Annotated in this window: 16 protein-coding genes; 8 read left to right on the forward strand and 8 right to left on the reverse strand. The window is 68.5% G+C overall.

Annotation, left to right across the window (positions count from 1 at the left end):
* The first annotated feature begins 679 nt into the window (after positions 1–679).
* Together AB0367_RS21065 and AB0367_RS21070 are read left to right on the forward strand one after the other, a co-directional pair.
* The gene (locus AB0367_RS21065; RefSeq protein ID WP_366228044.1) at positions 680–6,871 is read left to right on the forward strand and encodes a DNRLRE domain-containing protein; all 6,192 of its coding nucleotides are present in this window, start codon (positions 680–682) and stop codon (positions 6,869–6,871) included.
* On the forward strand, positions 6,864–7,373 hold the full coding sequence (locus AB0367_RS21070; protein WP_366228045.1) for a hypothetical protein: 510 nt from the start codon (positions 6,864–6,866) through the stop codon (positions 7,371–7,373). Before AB0367_RS21065 ends, AB0367_RS21070 begins: the two co-directional genes overlap by 8 nt.
* Positions 7,374–7,510: 137 nt before the next feature.
* Here the strand turns inward: AB0367_RS21070 and AB0367_RS21075 are convergent, their stop codons facing one another.
* Positions 7,511–7,768 carry a hypothetical protein gene (locus AB0367_RS21075; RefSeq protein WP_366228046.1) on the reverse strand — a complete coding sequence of 86 codons (258 nt, stop codon included), beginning with the start codon at positions 7,766–7,768 and terminating at the stop codon, positions 7,511–7,513.
* A gap of 345 nt (positions 7,769–8,113) precedes the next feature.
* On the opposite strand from AB0367_RS21075, the gene AB0367_RS21080 reads away from it, so the two are divergent.
* The gene (locus AB0367_RS21080) at positions 8,114–10,102 is read left to right on the forward strand and encodes a N,N-dimethylformamidase beta subunit family domain-containing protein (protein ID WP_366228047.1); all 1,989 of its coding nucleotides are present in this window, start codon (positions 8,114–8,116) and stop codon (positions 10,100–10,102) included.
* Positions 10,103–10,285: 183 nt separating this feature from the next.
* Here AB0367_RS21080 and AB0367_RS21085 read toward each other — a convergent pair whose 3' ends face one another.
* Together AB0367_RS21085 and AB0367_RS21090 are read right to left on the reverse strand one after the other, a co-directional pair.
* Complete coding sequence (locus AB0367_RS21085) at positions 10,286–10,837, reverse strand: DUF4262 domain-containing protein (protein WP_366228048.1); 552 nt, start codon at positions 10,835–10,837, stop codon at positions 10,286–10,288.
* A gap of 392 nt (positions 10,838–11,229) precedes the next feature.
* The gene (locus tag AB0367_RS21090) at positions 11,230–12,591 is read right to left on the reverse strand and encodes a glycoside hydrolase family 16 protein (RefSeq protein ID WP_366228049.1); all 1,362 of its coding nucleotides are present in this window, start codon (positions 12,589–12,591) and stop codon (positions 11,230–11,232) included.
* A gap of 226 nt (positions 12,592–12,817) precedes the next feature.
* Between AB0367_RS21090 and AB0367_RS21095 the strand changes: the two genes are divergently transcribed.
* From AB0367_RS21095 to AB0367_RS21105, 3 genes are all read left to right on the forward strand, one after another.
* Positions 12,818–13,042, forward strand: coding sequence for a hypothetical protein (locus AB0367_RS21095; protein WP_366228050.1), 225 nt, complete (start codon positions 12,818–12,820; stop codon positions 13,040–13,042).
* Between the two features lie 91 nt (positions 13,043–13,133).
* Positions 13,134–15,167, forward strand: a complete 2,034-nt coding sequence (locus AB0367_RS21100) for an NAD(+) synthase (protein WP_366228051.1) — start codon at positions 13,134–13,136, stop codon at positions 15,165–15,167.
* Positions 15,164–15,604 (forward strand): HIT family protein, encoded by a 441-nt coding sequence (locus AB0367_RS21105; RefSeq protein ID WP_366228052.1) that lies wholly within the window; start codon positions 15,164–15,166, stop codon positions 15,602–15,604. The genes AB0367_RS21100 and AB0367_RS21105 overlap by 4 nt, the downstream gene beginning before the upstream one ends.
* Before the next feature lie 226 nt (positions 15,605–15,830).
* Here the strand turns inward: AB0367_RS21105 and AB0367_RS21110 are convergent, their stop codons facing one another.
* A complete protein-coding gene (locus AB0367_RS21110; RefSeq protein WP_366228053.1) occupies positions 15,831–16,382 on the reverse strand; it encodes a GNAT family protein in 552 nt (183 codons plus the stop codon).
* Between the two features lie 333 nt (positions 16,383–16,715).
* On the opposite strand from AB0367_RS21110, the gene AB0367_RS21115 reads away from it, so the two are divergent.
* Positions 16,716–17,273 (forward strand): hypothetical protein, encoded by a 558-nt coding sequence (locus tag AB0367_RS21115; RefSeq protein ID WP_366228054.1) that lies wholly within the window; start codon positions 16,716–16,718, stop codon positions 17,271–17,273.
* The gene (locus AB0367_RS21120) at positions 17,273–17,974 is read left to right on the forward strand and encodes a protein phosphatase 2C domain-containing protein (protein ID WP_366228055.1); all 702 of its coding nucleotides are present in this window, start codon (positions 17,273–17,275) and stop codon (positions 17,972–17,974) included. Before AB0367_RS21115 ends, AB0367_RS21120 begins: the two co-directional genes overlap by 1 nt.
* Positions 17,975–18,096: 122 nt before the next feature.
* On the opposite strand, the gene AB0367_RS21125 is transcribed toward AB0367_RS21120, so the two are convergent.
* The 4 genes from AB0367_RS21125 to AB0367_RS21140 form a co-directional block, all read right to left on the reverse strand.
* Positions 18,097–18,513, reverse strand: coding sequence for a GntR family transcriptional regulator (locus AB0367_RS21125; RefSeq protein ID WP_366228056.1), 417 nt, complete (start codon positions 18,511–18,513; stop codon positions 18,097–18,099).
* A 182-nt stretch (positions 18,514–18,695) separates the two neighbouring features.
* Entirely contained in the window at positions 18,696–19,415 is a 720-nt protein-coding gene (locus tag AB0367_RS21130; protein ID WP_366228057.1) for a YcnI family protein, read from the reverse strand.
* Positions 19,416–19,494: 79 nt separating this feature from the next.
* Complete coding sequence (locus AB0367_RS21135; protein WP_366228058.1) at positions 19,495–19,971, reverse strand: vitamin K epoxide reductase family protein; 477 nt, start codon at positions 19,969–19,971, stop codon at positions 19,495–19,497.
* Positions 19,958–20,878 carry a DUF929 family protein gene (locus AB0367_RS21140; protein WP_366228059.1) on the reverse strand — a complete coding sequence of 307 codons (921 nt, stop codon included), beginning with the start codon at positions 20,876–20,878 and terminating at the stop codon, positions 19,958–19,960. Before AB0367_RS21140 ends, AB0367_RS21135 begins: the two co-directional genes overlap by 14 nt.
* Positions 20,879–20,925 lie beyond the last annotated feature (47 nt).

The raw sequence follows: 20,925 nt of genomic DNA on the forward strand, positions 1-20,925 counted from the left end.
ACCCGGACACCGACACGTGTGGGACACGGTTGCGAGCCACCCCTCCGCGGCAACAGGCGATCTCGCGCTGCTTCGTGACAAGGACCTGGTGCTCGGAATCGGCTGGATCGACACCATACACACCGAGAGAACTTGATGTACCAAAATGACACGATGTCAATTCTTGCCCTGTGGGGAACTGCTCGAAAGCCCGTTTGAAGAGCTCATCGAAGCCACAACTGACGCCGGCACGCGCTGGTGGTGGGACGCAAACGCCGAGATCCCCAGTGGGCGCCGCCCGGCTATCGGGCGCGCCCGCGCCCGTGTCGGCCAGGCCCGGAAAGTACTTCGACGACGATTCGGAGACGGCCGCGCAACCAGCGGCACGCGGTCACCTATGTCCCGATAATTCGGTCCATCGCAACGATTCCCTCGGGGGCCAGACAGGGCTGGTGCCGGTAGACCGCCTCGGTAACTCGCGCCCCGGTATGTTCCATTAGGACGGCAATGTCCCCGATCCGTGTCTCACTTGCCTTGACTGACCTGCATGAATGTCCCGTGAATGTGGCTTGAATCGGACATATTCAACCATTTGAACGTGTCAATAATTGACATGCCGCGTGAATGAGGAAATCATGGGGGCTATTTCAATGATCGGGGGAATTCGATGTTATCTGTCCGTGATGCTGCGATGCCTGCTGTGAACTTGACGGAGTTCGTCATACCTCGCAAGCGGTGGGCGGATCGGTGGCGGCATGGCTTGACGATGGCGTTGCCCGTGTTGTTGGTGGCGACAGTGTGCGTCTCGGTGGAGCGTCCGCAGGCCGCCGCCGCAGCGCCTGCCCCGAAGGCAGCGAAGGCCGCGTGTCCGAAATCGCAGTCGGATGAGACGGCGGCGCGGGTAACGGCTCGGCTGTGCGGTAGCCCGGTGGAGATCACGTCGATGTTGTCGGAGACGACTCGGGCGTGGGCACAGCCGGATGGGTCGGTCAGGGTTGAGCAGGGCCTGGGCCCGCAGCGTTTCCGGAACTCCCAGGGTGCGTGGGTCGATATCAATACCACGCTTGTGCGGCGTGCGGATGGCACGATCGCTGCGAGTGCACACCCGAACGGCCTGGTGTTGTCGGGCTCCGCTGGAGTCGGTACTCACGACTTGGTGAGTCTGCGCCTGGGCGGGCAGCCGGTAGTGCTGGGCTGGCGCGGGGCATTGCCCGAGCCCACGTTGAGCGGCTCGACCGCGACGTATGCGGAGATTCGGCCCGGTGTGGACCTTGTTGTACAGGCAACCCGGACGTCGTATCTGTACTCGTTTGTGGTGAAGAATACGGCCGCCATGGCCGCGTTGGGACAGGTGGCGCTGCCGTGGACCACGGGCGCCCTGTCGACCGCGGCGACGGCGGGCGGTGGGCTGGAGCTTCGCAGCCGCGAGGGTAAGCCTGCGGCGACCGTTCCGGCCGGGCAGATGTGGGACGCCGCGATTGAGCCGAACTCCGGTGAGCACCTGCATCGCGCCGACTTCGGGGTGAAGGTGGCGGCCAACGGATCGGGCAAGGACCTGGTGCTTGTTCCGGATCAGACGCTCTTGGCCCGTAAGGATCTGCAGTACCCGGTGACGATCGACCCAGGTCCGACCAACGTGTATCCGTCGTTTGACGAGTTCGTGGAGACCGGGTACACCTCAGACCAGTCCGGTTCGGTGGAGTTGAGGCTAGGTACCTTTAACGGTGGAACGACCAAGGCCCGCAGCTACATGTCGTTTCACAACCAGGATTACCTGCACGGCACAGTGGTCGTGTCGGCGACGCTGAACCTGTGGGAGTGGCACTCCTGGTCGTGCTCGCCCCGTCAGTGGACCACGTCACGCACCACCGACGTGGACTCGTCGGTGCAATGGGAGACGAACCTGCCGACCGTGTTGGGCAGCGTGAGCACATCGACGCAGACCAAGGGGTACAGCGCGTCCTGCGCCGCCGGTTGGGTGAGCACCGATGCGACATCAGCGTTTCAGTCGGTGGCCGATGACTCGTCGGCGTCGAAGGTGAACCTGCTGCTCCAAGCCGCCGATGAGACTGACAACTTTTCGTGGAAGCGGTTCGACTCGATGGAAGGGACGAACAGCCCGTACGTCGTGTTGACGTACAACCATCGCCCGTCGATCCCAACTCTGCTCGGGCCGCTGTCGGGCGCATTCGTCAACACCACCACCCCTACGCTTCGGGCCAGCTCTACCGACGCGGACGCCACCACGGTGAAGGCGAACTTCGAGATCTGGAATGCGGCCGGCACCACGTTGATCACGTCCGGGAGTTCGGCGTTCGTCGCTTCGGGCGCCGCAGCATCGTGGACGTCGAGTACGGCGTTGGCCGAAGGCGCCTACAAGTGGCGAGCAGAGGCGAATGACGGCACCTCGTCGTCGACGACGTGGTCGGCATGGCAAACGTTCACGATTGACGCCACCGCCCCCGCCTCGGCGCCCGGGGTGTTGTCGACCACGTACCCGGAGGGCGGCTGGGCCGGCGGCGCTGGCGTGGCCGGCAACTTCACGTTCACCGCTAGCGGCGTGGCCGACGTGGCCTCGTACCTATATGGACTGGACGTGAACCCACCAGACACGTCTGCGGAGGCTGCAACCTTGGGCGGCAACGCGACGGTGAGCATAGCCCCGCCGACGAACCTGCCGCACACGCTGTATGTGCAGTCGGTGGACCGGGCCGGCAACGCGTCGCCCGTCTACTCCTACCAGTTCAATGTCGGCTCCAGCGGGGGTACCGTGCTGCTGCCGAACACCGGAGACATGACCGCGGCGAAGTTCGCGTTGCAGGCTCAAGGCCAGGCTGGTGCCACCGGGGTGACCTATCAGTGGCGACGCGGTGACGCGGACGCGTGGACCACCATCCCGGCCGGCGACGTGAAGGTTGCGGCCGGCGGTGGTTCGGTGACCTGGCCGCAAGCCACGTCTGGCGGGGGTGCCTTCGCGAAGCTGAACTGGGACGCGGCCGCGACGCTCAACAATGCCGAGCCAGGCCCTGACCCGAGGGACGGGCCGTTGCAGGTGCGGGCCAGCTTCACCGGCGCCGGTGGGACGTCCGACGCGGTCAAGGTCGCCTTCGACCGCAACCGGGCCTGGGCCGCCTCGGCCGAGGTGGGACCGGGCAGAGCAAACCTGATCACCGGTAACTACAGCCTTGGCCAGACCGACGTATCCGCGTTCGGTATGGGTCTGTCCCGCGTCTACAACACCCGGCAGGCCGCCGACGTTGACGCCATGTTCGGACCGGGCTGGGTCTCCAGCGCTGCCGTCCCCGCGAACTCCGGCTACACCGGCCTGACCGTGACCGGTTCGCTGGTCCAGATCGGCTTGCCCGACGGGGCCACCCTCGGGTTTACCCAACGCGACGCATCAAACGCCACGTTTGACCCGCAAGTCGGGTTCGAGGCCTACACGCTCACCCACATCTCCAGTCCGGACAAGTACACGCTTACCGACGGCCACGGCAACAAGGTGGAGTTCACCCCACCGGCGGGAGCGGCGGCCGGACTGTACGCGCCGAGCAGCGCCACCCCGGTGGGGACATCGGAAACCTCGACCGTGTCCTGGGAGCTTGCGCCCGGCACAACCACGCAGGCCCGGCCCACGCGTGTCCTCGCGCCGGTGCCGTCGGGGGTGAGCTGCAGCCCGAGCCTCACCGCGGGTTGTCGGACGTTGACGTTCACCTACGCCGCCGCCACTACCGCGACCGGTCCCGCTTCGGCGCAGTGGGGGAACTACACCGGGCGTCTGATCAAGGTCGACTTCACCGCATATGACCCGGACCTGACCCCAACGCCAGGCATGCGAACTGTCGAGATAGCCCACTACGCCTACGACTCTGCTGGCTACCTACGCGCGGCGTGGGACCCGCGCCTCGACTACACCGACCCAGGCGGGACCCAGCACGTAGTCACCACATACGACTACACCAGCGGCATCCTGTCCGTCCTGACCCCGCCCACGCAGCAGCCGTGGCAGTTCGCCTACACCACCGTGCCCAACGATTCCGGGACCGGCCGGCTTGCCACCGTGACCCGCTCCGCCCTCTCCGCTGGCACGGCAGTCTCCACCGTGGTGTACCAGGTGCCGGTATCAGGAACCGGCGCACCCTACGATCTGTCCGCGATACAGACCAACCGCTGGGCCGAGCCCGAATCCCCGACCGACGCGACTGCGGTCTTCCCGCCCACACAGATCCCCACCGGCAACCAGTCGACCGGCACCCTGCCCAGCTCGTACGGGTACGCCACCGTCAACTACATGGACGCCAACGGCCGCAACATCAACACGGCCGTACCGGGTGGCGGCATCAACACTACTTGGTACGACCTCTACGGCAACGTGACACGTACGCTGACCGCAGGCAACCGGCGGCGGGCCCTCGACTATTCGCCAACCGACAGCGCCATCGCGGAGACGTCGCTGGCGAAGGCCCGCTCCGAGATGTTCATGTACTCGAGCGACGATCAGCAACTACTGTCCAAGTTCGGGCCCGAACACGACGTGATTCTGCCCGACGGCACCTTGGAACGCGGCCGCGCCCACACCAAGTACGTCTACGACGAGGGTGCCATCGGCGGCCCGTACAACCTGCTCACCACTCAGCGCGACGACATGTCGTACTGGTCCGGCGGCGTGCAACACTTCGTCGACTTCCACACGACCACCACCACATACGACTGGACACTGCAGGCGCCGCTGACCGAGTCCGTCAACCCCACCGGGCTGGCGTTGACCACCACGACCAACTACGACGCCAAGGGCCGCGTCATCTCCGTCACCGCCCCCGAAGGCGGCGCCACAAGCAACACGCCATCCACCCGCACGACCACCTACTACAGCGCGGGCGCCAACGCCACCTTCCCCACCTGTGGGGGCAAGCCGGAATGGGATGGGCTGGTCTGCCGCACCGGGGTGGGTGGCCAACCCGCCACCGGCCCGGAGCTGCCGTCCACCGTCACTACCTACAACGTGTACGGCCAGCCCCGCACGACCGTCGAGTCCACCTCGGCGGGCGAGCAGCGGCGCATCACCGCGACCTACGACACCGCCGGCCGCGCGTCCACGTCGACGATCACTACCGCGACCGGACTGGGCACCGCCGTGCCGAAAACCCGCAACGTCTACGACCAGGCCAGCGGCCAGCTCCTGCGTACCCAGTCCCTGGACGGCACCGGCGCAGTAACCGCCGAAATCGTCCGCGCCTATGACACGCTCGGGCGGCAAACCTCCTACACCGATGCCGACGCCAACACGTCCACAACCACCTACGACTTGGCGTCGCGGATTGCCACCACTACCGACGGCAAGACGACCCGTACCTACACATACGACGGGGGCACTGAACGACGCGGACTACCTACCCAGGTCGTCGACACCGGTGCAGGCACCTTTACCGCCAGCTACGACACTGACGCGAACCCCGTCAGCCAGACCTGGCCCAACGGCATCAACGTGACCATGGTCTTCAACGAGGCCGTCGCGGCAACCTCGGTCACCTACATCCAGCCAGGCTGTGGACAACCAGACTGCACCCTCTATACCGAGAACGTCACGTTCAACGCCGCTGACCTGTGGCTGAACCGGACCTCGACCCTGTCGGCCCAGACGTACGGCTACGACAAGGCGGGACGTCTCATCCAGGTCGACGACACAGTCGGCGGGCAATGTATCAGCAGGGCCTATGCGTTCACCGGAGCCTCCGGCAAGGCCAGCAACCGCACCAGCTTGACCAGCTACAACCCGAACCCTAACGGCGCCTGTCAAACCACCACTGCCGCTTCCAGCCGCAGCTACACCTACGACAGCGCCGACCGCATCACCAGCACCGGCACTGTCTATGACGCCCTCGGCCGCACCCTGACCACCCCGGCCGCCGACACCCTCCTGCCCGCCAACGGCAATGTCACCATGACCTACCACACCAACGACATGGCACGAACCATCAGCCAGAACGGGCGGAGCACCACCTACACCCTCGATGTCGTCCCCAACCGATTCCGCTCCTGGACCGACAACGCCACCGGCAGCCCTGTCACCAAAACCCACCACTACACCGACGACGGCGACAAGCCCGCCTGGACCGACGAAGGCAACGGCACCTGGACACGAACCGTCGCCGCCGTCGCCGGCCTGGCCGCGATCCAGTCAGGGCCTACCGGTAACCCCGTCTGGCAGATCAGCAACCTCCACGGCGACCTCGTCGCCGGTGTCTCCAACGGCACATTCGGCCTGGCCTACACGAGCGAACATACGGAGTTCGGCCAACTCCGCAATTCCACCGACGTCGGCAGCCGACGCTACAGTTGGCTCGGCGCAGAGCAGCGCGCCTCCGACACCCCGGGGGGAGCGACCCTTATGGGTGCCCGCCTATACACCCCTGCGACCGGCAGGTTCCTTTCGGTCGACCCTATCTACGGTGGCAGCGCCAACGCCTACGACTACACCAGCGCTGACCCGGTAAACCGCACCGATCCAGCCGGTACGTCGTGGTGCCGCAGGACTGGAAGCTGGACAGCGTGGTGGACGATCTACCGGACGACCTACTTCAGTTGCTACGTCAGCCACTGGGCTGTTATCGCTGCCGTCGGGGGCATCGGGGCCTTTTCCGCCCTTCTTAATGTCGCCGGAGGGCTCGCTGGAGTCTTTGCCTTGACCCCATGCTCGGCGGTCTGCGGTATCGCCAGCGCGACGCTATGGCTTGCCTCAGCGCTTGTCGGGTTCATCGCAGCGGTTTACGGGGCTGCCTATTGGGTCTTCTGCAGGAAGCAGAATGGTGTAAACATTCACGGCTACTTCGTCAGCTATAAATGGTCGAGGATGCCACTGTGGGTCGGCGGCAGAGGGGTCGGCTGTGCCTGAGACGGCCCCCGATACCGTGGTTATCCGCATTCCGGCTCGCTGGACCGCAAAGTTGCGGTCGCCGGGGCGGTCACTGACCGACGGAAGCCAATATCCGGTTCTGGTGCAGACCTGGACGATGCATCATCCGTTCCATCCACGTCGGCTCACCCTCGCCGTAGATGCCGCCACAGCACGTCAGGTGAAGAGGTACAACTGGATCGTGGCGGCACTTCTTGTGACGTGCGTAGTAGCCGTTCTCGTCAGCGGCGGGTACATGATTGCCGTTGTGCTGAGCATGAGTAACTTCCTGGCACTGCTCCTTTTCCTGCCAGCTTTGAGTCTGGTCGCCGGGCTCGGTGTAGTGGTCACAACTACTGCATGGCGGTGGCGACCTGGTATTTATCCGAGGGCAAGCACGTACGACGAGATTCTGATGTTCGGCGTGGAGCGCGGTGCGGCGGAAGAGTGGCGCGGCGTGAACGACCCTGGCGTCCTGACGATCGTGGAGCCAGGACGCTGACGTAGAGCTGCAAGCAGGCGAGATCCGGGAGGCGGGACGCCTCCCGGATCTCGCCTGCTTGCGGGCAGGGCCATCCGACGCCGCCCGGCTCGCCGAAGGTCAGCCTGGCGCCGCTGGTCCATGCCCACGACACCGCGTCAGTACTTGGTGGTGCGGCTGACGGGTCGGCTGCGGCGGGCCGCTGGAGTACGCCGGGTGCGCAGCCGCTGCCCGGGGTCCTCGCACTCCGCCAACAGCCGCGCAGCCTCATCGGACCAGCACCGGGCGGCGTCCACCCGCCCCGCGTCGAGTTCCAGCTCCGCGAGGCCCAGGGTGGCGTCCGAGGCGGTGATCCGGTCGGTCGCGGCGATCGCCAGCTCGTGGGCCTTCGATCTCTGGGCGCTGTCCGCCCGCACCTTTGTGATCATCGTCCGGACCGGCGAGCCTGTACCAGCATCGATGTCGCTGGCATTCAGTGAGTGGCTTGTCGCGCTGCGGGCGGCACTGGACAACGGACTCTACGCTTGCCGGCAAGTGACAGTTCGATGGTGATCACATCGAATCGTGTGGAATCAAGTGGTACGGAGGAGAACGACCATCGTGAACGGGAATGCACGTGGTGGTGCACTGCGCCACTGGCGAGGAACGGCTGGGCCGGTTGATCCGGACACCGCTCGGATCAACGCGGAAGCGGCGGCGGTACACCTCGCAGAGCAGTTGACGATTCTCGGCGTCGACCCGGCGGCCGGGCAGGTGACCGCATGACGGTCGACGACCAGCAGCGGCTGTGGCGCATCGTCGCCGGCGGCGGGGGCATCTTCTACGCGATCCGCGCCGACGGCACGGTGCAGTGGTGGTACCACACGGGCTGGCAGACAGGCGCTTTCTCCTGGGCGAACGGTGCCAGCGCGCGCGACATCGGCGGCGGGTTCCACGACTTCGTCGAGGTCCTCGGTTCGACGGACGGCACGCTGTGGGGTATCTATGCCAACGGCGACGTGATGCGCTTCCGGTACGTCTGCACCGACCTGGCCACTGGCGCTGGCTCCTGGGAAAACAATGGCACCGGTGTGAAAATCGGCAACGTCTCGCAGTTCGTCCGCTGGTTCGGCGGTCCGGACGGGGTGCTGTGGTGCGTTGACGCTGGCGGCGACCTATACCGGTCCGTCTACGCCAACGGGGCGCTGTCCACGCCGGTGAAGGTTGGTGGCGGGTTCAACGACTGCAAGTGGCTGGCCGCTGACTCGGGCGGGGTCATCTACGGCGTCCGCATGTCCGAGCTGTACTGGTTTCGCTATACCGGCACCGGCTGGGCCAACAACGGCATGCCGATCCGGATCGGCGGCGGCACCTTCGACGACCGCTCCGCCACCTTCCTGTGCGCGGCCGGGACTGGGCTGCTCTATTCCGTTGATCCGTCACGCGACCTCAACGTTTCGGCGGGCGACCTCGCCTGGATGCGGCTGGCCAACTACCAGACCGTCGACACCGGCGGCGCGCAGTGGAGCAACAGCGGCAACAAGAAGATCATCGGTTCGGGATTCACCGTTGAGCAGGACGCACCGTTGCAGGGCTACGCGTGGCCGCCGTCGCAGGTGCCTGGGCAGGTGGTCGGGATCTGTGCCTCTACCACCTTCCCGTCGTTGGCGGCCATGGTGATGCGCCATGACGAGGCGATCGGGCCGGGTAGGGTGCAGGCCGCGCAGGCCATCAGCGGGAGGTTCCAGTCCCTGCCGTCCGGATTCGAGGTCAACGGCTGCGGCTGGCAGTCGTTGTTCAACGTGACCGTGTCGGCGTCCTGGCCGTCCGGGGTCTACTCGGTCAAGCTCACCGACACCGGCCACGGCCGGTACAAGCACATCCCGTTCATCGTCAAGCCGGCCACCCCGACCGCGCCGATAGCGGTGATCCTGCCGACCCTGACCTACGCCGCGTACAACTCGTGGGGCGGTCACAACGCCTACATCAACTGCCCGACGTCCGCGCCGGTGCCGTTGACGCTGCAGCGTCCGTCCCGCACCACCACGGTGGAACCGGGCGGGCGGCTCGACTTCGAGCTGTACTCCGACGTGCTGCTGCTGCGCTGGTTGAACGGCAAGGGCTTCACGTACGACGTGTACGTCGACCAGGACCTCCAGGCCAACCCGGCGCTGCTCACCGCTTACAAGGCGGTCGTGCTCGGGTCGCACCCGGAGTACTTCACCTCGACGATGCGTCAGTCGCTGGTCAACTACGTCGGAGCCGGCGGCCGGCTGGTTTACACCGGCGGCAACGGCATCTACGAGTCGTGCACGTTGTCGGCGGACCTGAAGCAGGGGACGTGGCGGAGGCCGGACGGGTCTCGTGCTCTGCTCCGCGACCAGGGTCTGCCCGAGTCGCAGATCCTCGGGGTGGCGTACAACGCCAACGGGTGGGCCACGAACGCCCCGTACAAGGTGCTCAACAGCCACCCGATCCTGGGCGGCACCGGCCTGACGGTCGGGTCACTGTTCGGGACTGGCGGCTACAACCATGCGGCTTCGGGCTGGGAGTTCGACATGATCGGCTCTCTCGCCGGATCGGCTACGCCGGCGCAGGTGATCGCCCGGGGCACGAACACGGCGACCGACGGGGCCGACATGGTGTGGATGAACACCGCGTCGGGCGGGTTCGTGTTCTCCGCCAGCAGCCTCACCTTCAACGGCTGCCTCGGGACGGATACGGCGCTGTCGCAGGTGTTCGCCAACGTCATGAGCCGGGCTGTCGCCTGAGCTCTCCATCACCAGGCCCCGGGGGCAGCCTGCCCCCGGGGCTTCTTCCTTGGACCAGAACGGGAGCTCATCCCGTGCCCGGCTTCACCCGGGACCGTTGCGACCACGACCGGGTGATCTCCTCCGGCGGCCTGGTCCGACGTTGTACGCCGACGAGGTGCGTGCGCGGCGGACGGATTTCGGCTATTCGTCATCGACCGTTGCGATCTCCCGCCATGGGCCCACGGTGTGTTGTGTGACGGGTGTCCAAAGCCGTGGCTGCCATTCGCGGCACCGGGCCCGGGCGCCTTGCTCCCACGGCAGCTTGCCGTTCTTGTCCGGCCAGATCAGCTCAAGCATCGGAACCGGCCTGTCGTAGAAATTGAGCGACTGTCCAAAGAGCCCCTCGTGCCACGACTCGTCAACTGGACGTACGTGTAGCGCAAAGCCGTCGAGCACATCGGGAACCACGTCGTTGACCTGCAGCCGAAGACCGCTCTCGACGAGTTCGGCCACGTCGTTGAGCCATGCGATCATGTCCTCCACGTCGAGGCCGAACATACACAGGTCCGGAGTTCTGAAAGAGTGCCAGAGGCCGATTGTGTATGCCCAATCCGGCTCGTCTTCGTCGTAATCGGCGACTCCTTGGACGGACCAGCCGAACTTCTTTACACGGGCAATCATCTGGCTTGGATCACCTTCGGGAGGAATTCCAGCCTCGCAGATGTGGCAATTACATGCCTGATGATCATTCACCGCGGCACCGTACCAACCGGGTAAAATTCGGCGGAGATCACGCGCCCGTGCAGGTCGGTCCTCGTCGGGCCGGAGCTCTGATCGGGCAGAGCGTAACCGGTCATCCGCACTCGGCGTGGTTGAGTGCGGCCGTCCCGACCGGGTACGTCAATCGCGGCTGTGCGCGGTCCCGGACGTCGACGCGCAGCGGCGCTGGGTGGACGGCCCGGTCAGTTGGGCCAGGTCCAGTCAGGGCGCGCCCGTGCGGGGAACGGTTCAAGGCCGAGATAGTGGCGGTAGGCGGCGTGGATCCCGAAGCCGGTGACGGTGACCGGGATGCCCAGCACGTCGCCTCGGTGGGCAGCCGCGTCTCGTCCTCGACGACGGGTGCCCACCACCGGTCGTGGCGATGCTTACGCGGGGGTTTGCTGGTAGACGCGGATGTAGTCGACCTCCAACTGGCGGACCAGGGTCGGGTCGGTCAGGCCCACGTTCCAGCGGCGTTGCCAGTTGTTGTCCACCATCATGTGCAGGATGAGCTGCATCGGGCCCTTCTCGATGACGCTCGCGTCGGTGAAGCGGGCGCACTCGACGCCGTTGATGTACCAGGCGATGTGGTCGGGCTGCCAGTCCAGACCCATCCGGACGAAGTCCTTCGAGTAGTCCTTCACCGCGCAGCGGCCGTTGTTGTACTGGCCTTTGTTGCCGGAGAAGGACGTTTCCCGATTGTTGTAGTGGTACGTCATGAACATCGAGGTCGGGTCGTTGCCGAGCGCTTCCAGAATGTCGATCTCGGTCCGATAGTTGTACGTCGGGTCCGTCGGCAGCATCCAGAACGCGGTGAAGAATCCGCGGGTCGCAGGGAACTTGAATCGCGATTCCACGTAGCCGTACGTGAACGAGTAGAGGTACTTGGCGCCATCGGAGGCCGTCGGCCGCGCGGTCGAGAGCAGGCCCGCCTTGTAGGTGCAGGAGCCGTTCTGGCAGGAGCTGCTCTGGAAAGGAGGGTCCAGCGGGGCGGCGATGAGCTTGGCCGTGCCGTTGGAGACGACGACCTGGCTCGGCTGGTAGTGCTCGCGCCCGTTGTTGAAGGTCGACGTGCAGTCGCCGGAGTTCCAGTCGAAACAGGGGCTCAGCTTGGAACGGTCCAGGCTCGTGCCGTTGAACTCCTCGCTGAAACTGACCTTCCATTGCTTGCCGGCCGCCGCCGCGATCGGTGGGGCGCCCACCCCTCCGGTCGATCCGCCGCCTCCGGCCGAGCTGGTGCCGGCGGCCGGACTGCCGCTGGCGGTCGGGCGAGCCGACGCCAGGGCGGATGCGGATGCGGATGCGCTGCCCGAGGCCGATGCGGACGCCGCCGGGCTCGAAGGGCCGGACTCATCATCGGATCGCGGACCCAATCCGCTCACGCCGTCACTGTTTGTGCTCGGGTTGTCGCGGGACATCAGGCTGACCGCGCCCGCGCCGGCGGCGACGATCAGAACGGCGGCGGCCGCGAGGGTGACAACTCCCAGTTTTCGCCCCCGACGCCGCCGGTGTGACGACCGAATCATCGTCCCCGTGTGGTCATCGTTCTTCGGTGTACCGATCTCCGTTGCGCGCAAACGCATCTGATTACCTATCGGCTCGCGTCTTTCGCATGACAAGAAAATGCCCGACCGTTGGCGAGTGGCCACCATATCATCGCGGCGGGACGGCGTGCCAAGATCGATTCTTGCGGCAGTATTGGGACGCGGGGCCCGGAAGTGGACAAAGGGTGCTGGATCGCGGGACACCGCCGGGACGGTTTGCACAGGTAGCGCTCGATGTCGATGCTAGACGCACCCCGGCGAGATGCTGTCGACATGATTGGCACAACCTGCTCATCGGCTGCGCCTATTTCCCGGATGAATGGCTGGTCGGGGTGATTCCGTCTCGGCGCTCCGGGCCGCGCATCTGGTACGGCACGCGCGGCAATGTCGTCGAGCCTACCGGCGACCTCAAGTCGTTCGCGCGGCGGCCGTGAGCGGCCTCGCCGGTGCCGAGCCGGCCCAGCCGGAATGGGCGTCCGGATCGTCCGCGAGGCCCGTCAACAGCGCCGCGACGTACGCCGGCGCCGCCCTTTCCGCCATGCGTGTCGGGCCGGTGGGTGCCGCGGAACTCCTGCGGCGGCTCGCCGCCGATTCCGACCCGGACGTCGCCCGCGCCACCGCCACCCGGCTCGCCCGGCTCACCCGGCTCGCCTGATCATCGCGCCGGTCGCCGCGCTCGTGGGGTGTGGTGGGGTCGTGACGGCTCTCTCAGCGTGCTCCGGCGGCGGGTTCGACATGATTAAGTGGTGAACTTCTCCTCGATCTACGCTCACGGCTTCGCTCGGGTGGCCGCCTGCACCGGGCGCACCGCCATCGCTGACCCGCCCGCCAACGCCGAGGCGCTGCTGCGGCAGGCGCGCGCCTGCTCGGAGGAGGGCGTGGCCCTGGCGATCTTCCCGGAGCTGGGCCTGTGCGGGTACAGCATCGAGGATCTTCTCCTGCAGGACGCGGTGCTCGACGGCGTCGAGGACGCGCTCGGCACCGTCGTGGCCGGGTCGGCTGACCTGTTGCCCGTGATCGTGGTCGGGGCGCCGCTGCGGCACCGGGACCGTGTGTACAACTGCGCCGTCGTGGTGCACCGCGGGCGGATTCTCGGCGTCGCCCCCAAGTCGTATCTGCCCAACTACCGTGAGTTCTACGAGGCTCGGCAGCTCACCGCCGGTGACGCCGAGCGCGGTGGGACGATCCGGGTCGGGGACACCGACGTGCCGTTCGGGGTCGACCTGCTCTTCGCGGCCGAGGACCTTCCCGGTTTCGTACTGCACGTCGAGATCTGCGAGGACATGTGGGTGCCCGTCCCGCCGAGCGCCGAGGCCGCGCTCGCCGGGGCGACGGTGCTGGCCAACCTGTCCGGCAGCCCGATCACGGTCGGCCGGGCGGAGGACCGCCGGCTGCTGGTCCGGTCGGCGTCGTCGCGCTGCCTGGCCGCCTACCTGTACTCGGCCGCGGGCCAGGGCGAGTCCACGACCGACCTGTCGTGGGACGGGCAGACGATGATCTACGAGAACGGCTCGCTGCTGGCCGAGACCGAGCGCTTCCCCGACGGCGACCGGCGGTCGGTGGCCGACATCGACCTGGACCTGCTTCGGCAGGAGCGGCAGCGGATGGGCACGTTCGACGACAACCGCCGCAACCACGCCGGGCGGGTGCGCGACTTCCGGCGGGTGCCGTTCACGCTCGACCCGCCCGACGGCGACCTCGGGCTGCGGCGCAAGGTCGAGCGCTTCCCGTTCGTGCCCTCCGACGTGCAGCGGCTCGCGCTGGACTGCTACGAGGCGTACAACATCCAGGTCGCCGGCCTGCGGCAGCGGCTCGCGGCGATCGGCGAGCCGAAGGTGGTCATCGGCGTCTCCGGCGGGCTCGACTCCACGCAGGCGCTCATCGTCGCCGCGCGCGCGATGGACCAGGCCGGGCGGCCGCGCACCGACATCCTGGCCTACACCATGCCGGGGTTCGCCACGTCCAGCGGTACCAGGGAAAATGCCCACGCCCTGATGCGCGCCATCGGCGTCAGCGTGCACGAGCTGGACATCACCCCGACCGCGCGGCTGATGCTCGCGGAGCTGGGCCACCCGTTCGCGGCCGGCGAGCCCGTCTACGACGTGACGTTCGAGAACGTGCAGGCCGGGCTGCGCTACGACTACCTGTTCCGGATCGCCAACCACCGCGGCGGCATCGTGCTGGGCACCGGCGACCTGTCGGAGCTGGCGCTTGGCTGGTCGACGTACGGCGTCGGCGACCACATGAGCCACTACAACGTCAACGGCGGCGTGCCGAAGACGCTGATCCAGCACCTGATCCGCTGGGTCGCCGGCACCGGCCAGTTCGACGAGGAGGTCGACAAGATCCTCTACACGATCCTCGACCAGGAGATCAGCCCCGAGCTGGTGCCGGGCGAGGAGCTGCAGTCCTCGGAGTCGAAGGTCGGCCCCTACGCGCTGCAGGACTTCACGCTCTTCCATGTGTTGCGATACGGCATGCGCCCCTCGAAGATCGCGTTCCTGGCCTGGCACGCGTGGCGCGACGCGGACGCGGGCGCGTGGCCGGCCAACTTCCCGGACGCCAAGCGGGTCGCGTATGACCTGCCGCAGATCCGCCACTGGCTGGAGGTCTTCTGCCGGCGCTTCTTCGGCTTCGCGCAGTTCAAGCGCTCGGCGCTGCCGAACAGCCCGAAGGTCTCGGCCGGCGGCTCCCTCTCCCCGCGCGGCGACTGGCGCGCCCCGTCCGACGGCAACGCCAATGCCTGGCTGCGCGACCTCGCGCGCTGGGACCTCACGTGAGCTGCTTCAGTTGTGAGCGCAACGAGCGGACCGGCGAGCTGCCGCTTCGGGAGCGGATCGGCCTGGACGAGCACTGGCGGGTCGCGCACGCGTTCGACACCGCGCTGCCGGGCTGGCTGATCCTCCTGCCGCTGCGGCACGTCACGGCGATCGCGGACCTGACCGACGCCGAGGCCGGCGCGCTGGGGGCGTGGCAGGCGCGCCTGTCGCGGGCGCTGCGGGACGTGACCGGCTGCGAGAAGACGTATGTGGTGCAGTTCGCCGAGAAGGAGGGCTTCGCGCACGTGCACTTCCACCTCGTCCCGCGCATGCCGGGCCTGCCGGTGCGGCGCCGCGGCCTGAGGATCTTCGAGCTGCTCGGCGTGCCCGAGGCCGACCGCGTGCCCGAGGCCGAGCGGGACGCGCTGGCTGTCGCGCTGCGGGAACGGCTGGGCTGAGGACCGCGGCGAGCGTGGCGTACCGATGGGCCGGTGCCACGCCGCCACCGCGGATCCGGAACGGGTGGGGGCGACGCTTGCGGGGCGGCGGCCGGGTCCAGCCGGTCTCCCGGGGCGTGCCCGGCCGCGCGGCGGCGGCGCTGCCATCGGTCGCCGCATCGATCGGGGCGTGCCGTCTCGTTGCGGCGCTACGACGGGCGGCCGCGATCCGCCGCGTCCGCGCGGTCTACGTGCGCGGCGCCGAGGTGTCTGGGATCGCCTTGAACTCGTCGCGGAGCACCGAATAGAGGTACAGGCTGCGCCACCGGCCCTCGCGGAACTGGGCCGAGCGGATCGTCCCCTCCCGGGTGAAGCCGGCCTTCTCCAGGGCGCGCTGCTCGGCCACGTTCTCCACGTCGGTGTACGCCTCGACGCGCTCCACCGGCGTCGTGTCGAACAGGTAGGCGGTGAGGCGCTGCTGCGCCGCGGTGCCAAGACCCCGGCCGCGGAACTCGCCGAGCAGCGAGATGCCGATGTTCCAGCAGCTCCAGGTGGGCATGCCGTAGGTGAGGCGGCTCCACACGACGGTGCCGGCGACCGCGCCCGCCACCTGCACGATCAGGCAGCCGGCGTCCGGGCCGATGAGCCGGTTGTCCGCGAAACGGCGGCGGGTGCCGGCGATGTCGCGGAAGCCGGACCAGTTGAACACGCCGCCGGCGTCGGGCTCGTCGGCCTGCCGCTCGAGCAGCCACAGGTCCTCGGCCCTGACCGGCCGCAGGACCACGTCCGGGATCTCCACCGTCGCAGCCTATCGGCCGCGCACCGCGACCGCAGGCGTGTCCGGCATCCGGCGGATATGTCGCGACCCCGTCGCTGACCCGGCCGAACCCGCGCCGGGCAAGGCGACCCCGCGCGCGATCGCCCAGGTCGAGCCCAGCCGCCGCGTGCCGGCCGGCGACGTCGAGGAACTCGCCGCGGACCCGTGCGACGGCTCCGGCATGGCGGCGACCCGGGGCGGGGCCCGCGTCCATGAGGCGACCCGGCCGCGGCTCTTCGGCGACCAGAGCTGCGCGAGCACCGGTCGAGCGCGAGCCGAGCGCCCGGACGGGCTCGAAACGGTACCGCCGGGCGTTTGGTCAGGTTCGCCGCCGACCGGTCGATGTGCGAGCGACGCGCGACCGGCGGGGCGATGCCGCAGGGGCCGGGGAGAAGGGTGCGGCCGGGTCGCGCGGGGCTTGCGGCCACCGGTAATCTCAGCGCGTTGAGGGAGCATGCAGCGGCCATGGCCGACCATCGAGCGGACCAGCTGACCGGCGACGCGACCGGCGGCCCGGTGACGCTGACGTTCGCGGAGCTGGAGTTCGTGCTGCGCTGCGCGGGCGATCGCGACGCCGACGTCGTGCGCCGGCGTCTTGACTTCCAGCCGGGCGTCTCCACCGGCATCGCGGTGGCCGCCGGGGTCGCCTCGCTCGTCACCCGCGACCTGTGCCGGCCGCGCGGGCGGCCGGGTCGTGCCGGGCGAGTGCGACCAGTGCGCGATCGCGGCGCTGGCGCTGGACCTGCTCGCGCAGCCGGCCGGTGTCTGATGGTGGTTCGGCCGCGGTGGTCTCGTGCCGCCGGTGGGGTGTCTGATGGCGGGCCGCGTGCGGTGTGCCGACGCGGTGGAGGTCTGATGGCGGTGGAGGACTGATGGCGAACATCCGTGCTGGCGCGGCGACCGACGTCGGCAAGGTTCGGCGCCGCAACGAGGACAGCGCCCTCGTCGGCACCAGCGTCTTCGCCGTCGCCGACGGCATGGGCGGGCACGCGGCCGGCGACGTGGCCAGCCGGATCGCGGTCGCCGCGCTGCAGCGCCTCGACGAGGCCGCCGCCCGGGGCGGCGCCGGCCCGCTCGACGTGCGCGACGAGATCGTGCGGGCCAACGAGGACATCCTCGCCGCGGCTGCCGCCGACCCGGACCAGGGCGGCATGGGCACCACGGCCGCCGGCCTCTGCCTGGGCATCGCCGACGGCGACGAGTGCTGGATCGTGTTCAACGTCGGGGACTCGCGGGTGTACCGCTTTGCCGGTGGTGAGCTGAGCCAGATCACCGTCGACCACGTCGCCCCCGAGTCGATCACCATGCGCCGGGGCGTGATCACCCGCGCACTCGGCACCGACCCCGGCCCCCGGCCGGACCTGTGGGTGTGCACCGCGGTGCCGGGGGAGCGGTATCTCGTCTGCTCCGACGGTCTGCCCCTGGAGGTCGCCGACGAGGAGATCGCCACCGTCCTGGCCGCCTTCGAGGATCCCACGCAGGCCGCGGAGGAGCTCGTGCGCCGGGCCGTGCTGGCCGGCGGCCGCGACAACGTGACGGTCGTCGTAGTCGACCACGCGCCGGATCCGGCCTGACCCGCTCTGACCCGCTCTGACCTGGGTGCCGACCGGGGGCACGACCTGGGCGCCCCACCCGGGGCCGGACCTGGGCGCCGAGCCGGGGCTGGACCTGGGTGCCGAGCCGGGGCCGGGTGCGTTCAGCCGGTCGGCCAGCGCATGCCGGTGCCGGTCGCCGGGTGGACCTCCTCGTCCTCGCCGAGCCGCACCACCAGGACGGGGACGCCGTCGGGCAGGGCGAGCTCTTCGCGCTCCTTCGGCGTCGGCATCCGGGCCCGCACCACGCCCTCCGGCGGCACGTCGATGATCGTCGGCGGCCGCCCGGGCGCCCCGCGCGCGGTGCGCAGCTGTGCCGGGCCGACCCGCACCACGTTGTCCCGGCCGAGCACGAGCAGGCCCTCGCGGCGCAGCAGCCGCAGTGCCTTCAGGGCGGTGTCGCGTCCGGTGCCGTGCTCGTGGGCCAGCCGGTCGGCGCTGGGCACGGGCTCGCCGGGCGGCCGTGCGCCGGACGCGATCTGTTCGCGTAGCGCGTCGGCGAGCTCATGGTAGCGGGCCATCTCGTCAATGTAGCCAAGTGGCCATAATGCCGCCAGTGGTGATGGGCCTGGACGCAGCGGGTCCCAAGGCTGCGGGTGGCGAGGGGCTCGGACACGGCGCGTCCCAAGGCTGCCAGTGGCGACGGGCCCGGACGCAGCGCGTCCGAGCCCATCGGTGCCCGCGGGGGCCGGGCAGTGCTGAGTCAGGCGGTGGGGGCCGAGGCGCGGCGGTAGGCCAGAACGCCCGTCACCAGGCCCGCCAGGCCGAGGACCAGGCCGGCGATGCCGAGGCCGATCGCGGTGCCGTTGCCGCCGGAGTCCGACGAGCCGCCGCCGGCCGCGGGGGCCGCCGACGTGGTGGCCGCCGCCGTCGTCGTGTCGGCCTTCTTGGTCAGCTTCAGGACCGGGGCCGGGTGCGAGGCCTCGCCGCCGGCCGAGGGCTCGTCGATCCAGCGGACGATCTCGCCGCTGGAGTACGTCTGGAGGGCCTTGAACACGATCTGGTCCGTCTGCGGCAGCGGGCCGAGTGAGACGTCGAACTCCTGGAACTGGTGCGACTTGATCGCCGAGTTCGCGTCGGCGGTCCAGGTGATCTTCGAGACGGCCTCGGTGATCTCGTCGCCGTCGTTGGTCTTGACCGGGGTGGCGAGCTTCGTGGTCTCCGTCGTCGCGGTCCAGCCCTGCACCGGCTTGAGCGACACGGACACGATCGGCTTGTCGGTCGGGATCGCCACCTCCACCTTCGTGGTGCTGGCGTCGTCGCGCTCGTTCGGTACGCGGAACGTCACCTTCGTGTAGCCGCCCTGGACGGCCGTGTTCGGGTTGACGGTGACGTGCGCGGAGGCCGCGGCCGGGAAGGCCAGGGTCGCGGCGACGGCCGCGGTCGCGGCCACACCGGCGCGGACCACATGGGTCAGGCGCATGGCGGGAGTTCCTCTCGGGATACCGGGGATGTGTCGCGCGGATAGTCGCGACACACCCCCGCGGAGTTCCCGATCGCGGCTACAGGTCCGACGGATCGGCGTACGCCGTGCCGACCACGGTCACCACGAACAGCCCGACCGCCAGCACGTGCACCGCGGTGCACCACAGGCAGATCGCGTTCAGCGTGAACAGCTCGGCGAAGACCAGGTAGAAGACGAAGAGGACGCCGATCGAGGCGAGGGCCAGCCGGCCGTAGCGGATCGCGGGGCTGGTGGAGCGCCACAGGGCCGGCAGCGAGAGGACCAGCATCGCCACGAAGTACACCAGGCCGAGCACCGCCACCGGGATGCCGAACACCGCCGACTGCTCTGAGGTGGTGACCTTCAGGCAGTTCAGCGCGCCGGTATCCGGGCAGGCCAGGGTGGTCGACGAGGTGAAGTGTTCGATCGTGAGGTACACCGAGACGGCCAGGCCGGCCACGGCGAGCACCAGCGACGTGATCGGCACCCAGGACTGTACGAGCCGCCGGTCGATCGCGGCTTCACTTGCCGACATTGGCGAACTCCCCCTGGAATGCCTGCACGGCGGCGCTGGAACACACGTCGGTGGGCTGGTTGCCCGTCATCCGGCAGATCAGGGCGGTCAAGGCGTTGGCGTTGCCGGTGACGGCCCGGCCGAGCTGGCTGTCCGGGTCCCGGATCGCGCTCACCACCTGCTCGTACGTGTGCCCCTGCAGCAGCTGGGGGCTGAACGTGGCGCCGCTCAGCACCGCCTTGTTGCCGAAGTCCATGAACGGGATCGAGCCGGCGGAGTCCTTCGGTACGAACGGTGGCGCGTTGTATTTCTGCAAGATCTGCGCCTGCGTGTCGGTGAGCTTGTCCAGCGGCTCGTACTGGCCGTTCTTGCGCACGTTCGTGGACGTCTCCACGCCCTGGAAGGCGATGTACTGGCTGGTGTACGTGGTGCCGTGGAACGACAGGGTCGGCGTGCTCGGGAACACGTCGTCGGCCGCCGACGTGGTCAGCCCGAGGTTGTTGAACGTGCCGAACCGCGACAGCGCGACGACCACCGGCCAGCGTTGCGCGGCGCAGAACGGGCAGTACTCGGCGCCGACGTACAGGATGAGCGGCTTGCCGCCGTCGGTGAGCGGGGGCTGGCCGGTGATCACCGAGGGCAGCACCTGGGTGGAGCCCTTGCCGACGGAGTCCAGCGTCGCGGCCGGCACCGTCGTCACCCCCTGGACGATCTCGGCGGCTGCGGTGCCGGTGGGGATCGCGCTCGGCGCCTCCTGTCCGCCGCCGGCGCTGCCGAGCTTGACCACGATCATCACGGCGAAGATCAGCAGCACCACGCCGATGGCGGAGTACGCCACGCGCATCCGGCCGCGCCGGGCGGTCGCCCGCTCCTGGATCATTCGCATTCGGCGCGCGTATTCACGCGAGTCGCGTTGTCGTTTGGACACGCGGCCACCTTCCGGATCCGTCGGTCTTCCCTTAGTCGCACGCGGCA

Source organism: Dactylosporangium sp. NPDC051484 (genome assembly GCF_040689395.1).
In the GTDB taxonomy this organism is placed as follows: Bacteria; Actinomycetota; Actinomycetes; order Mycobacteriales; family Micromonosporaceae; genus Dactylosporangium.

Coding starts and splice junctions, on each gene's coding strand:
- AB0367_RS21080 (WP_366228047.1), top strand. CDS start 8,114: ATGACGGTCGACGACCAGCAGCGGCTGTGGCGCATCGTCGCCGGCGGC.
- AB0367_RS21125 (WP_366228056.1), bottom strand. CDS start 18,513: ATGGCCCGCTACCATGAGCTCGCCGACGCGCTACGCGAACAGATCGCG.
- AB0367_RS21135 (WP_366228058.1), bottom strand. CDS start 19,971: ATGTCGGCAAGTGAAGCCGCGATCGACCGGCGGCTCGTACAGTCCTGG.
- AB0367_RS21120 (WP_366228055.1), top strand. CDS start 17,273: ATGGCGAACATCCGTGCTGGCGCGGCGACCGACGTCGGCAAGGTTCGG.
- AB0367_RS21130 (WP_366228057.1), bottom strand. CDS start 19,415: ATGCGCCTGACCCATGTGGTCCGCGCCGGTGTGGCCGCGACCGCGGCC.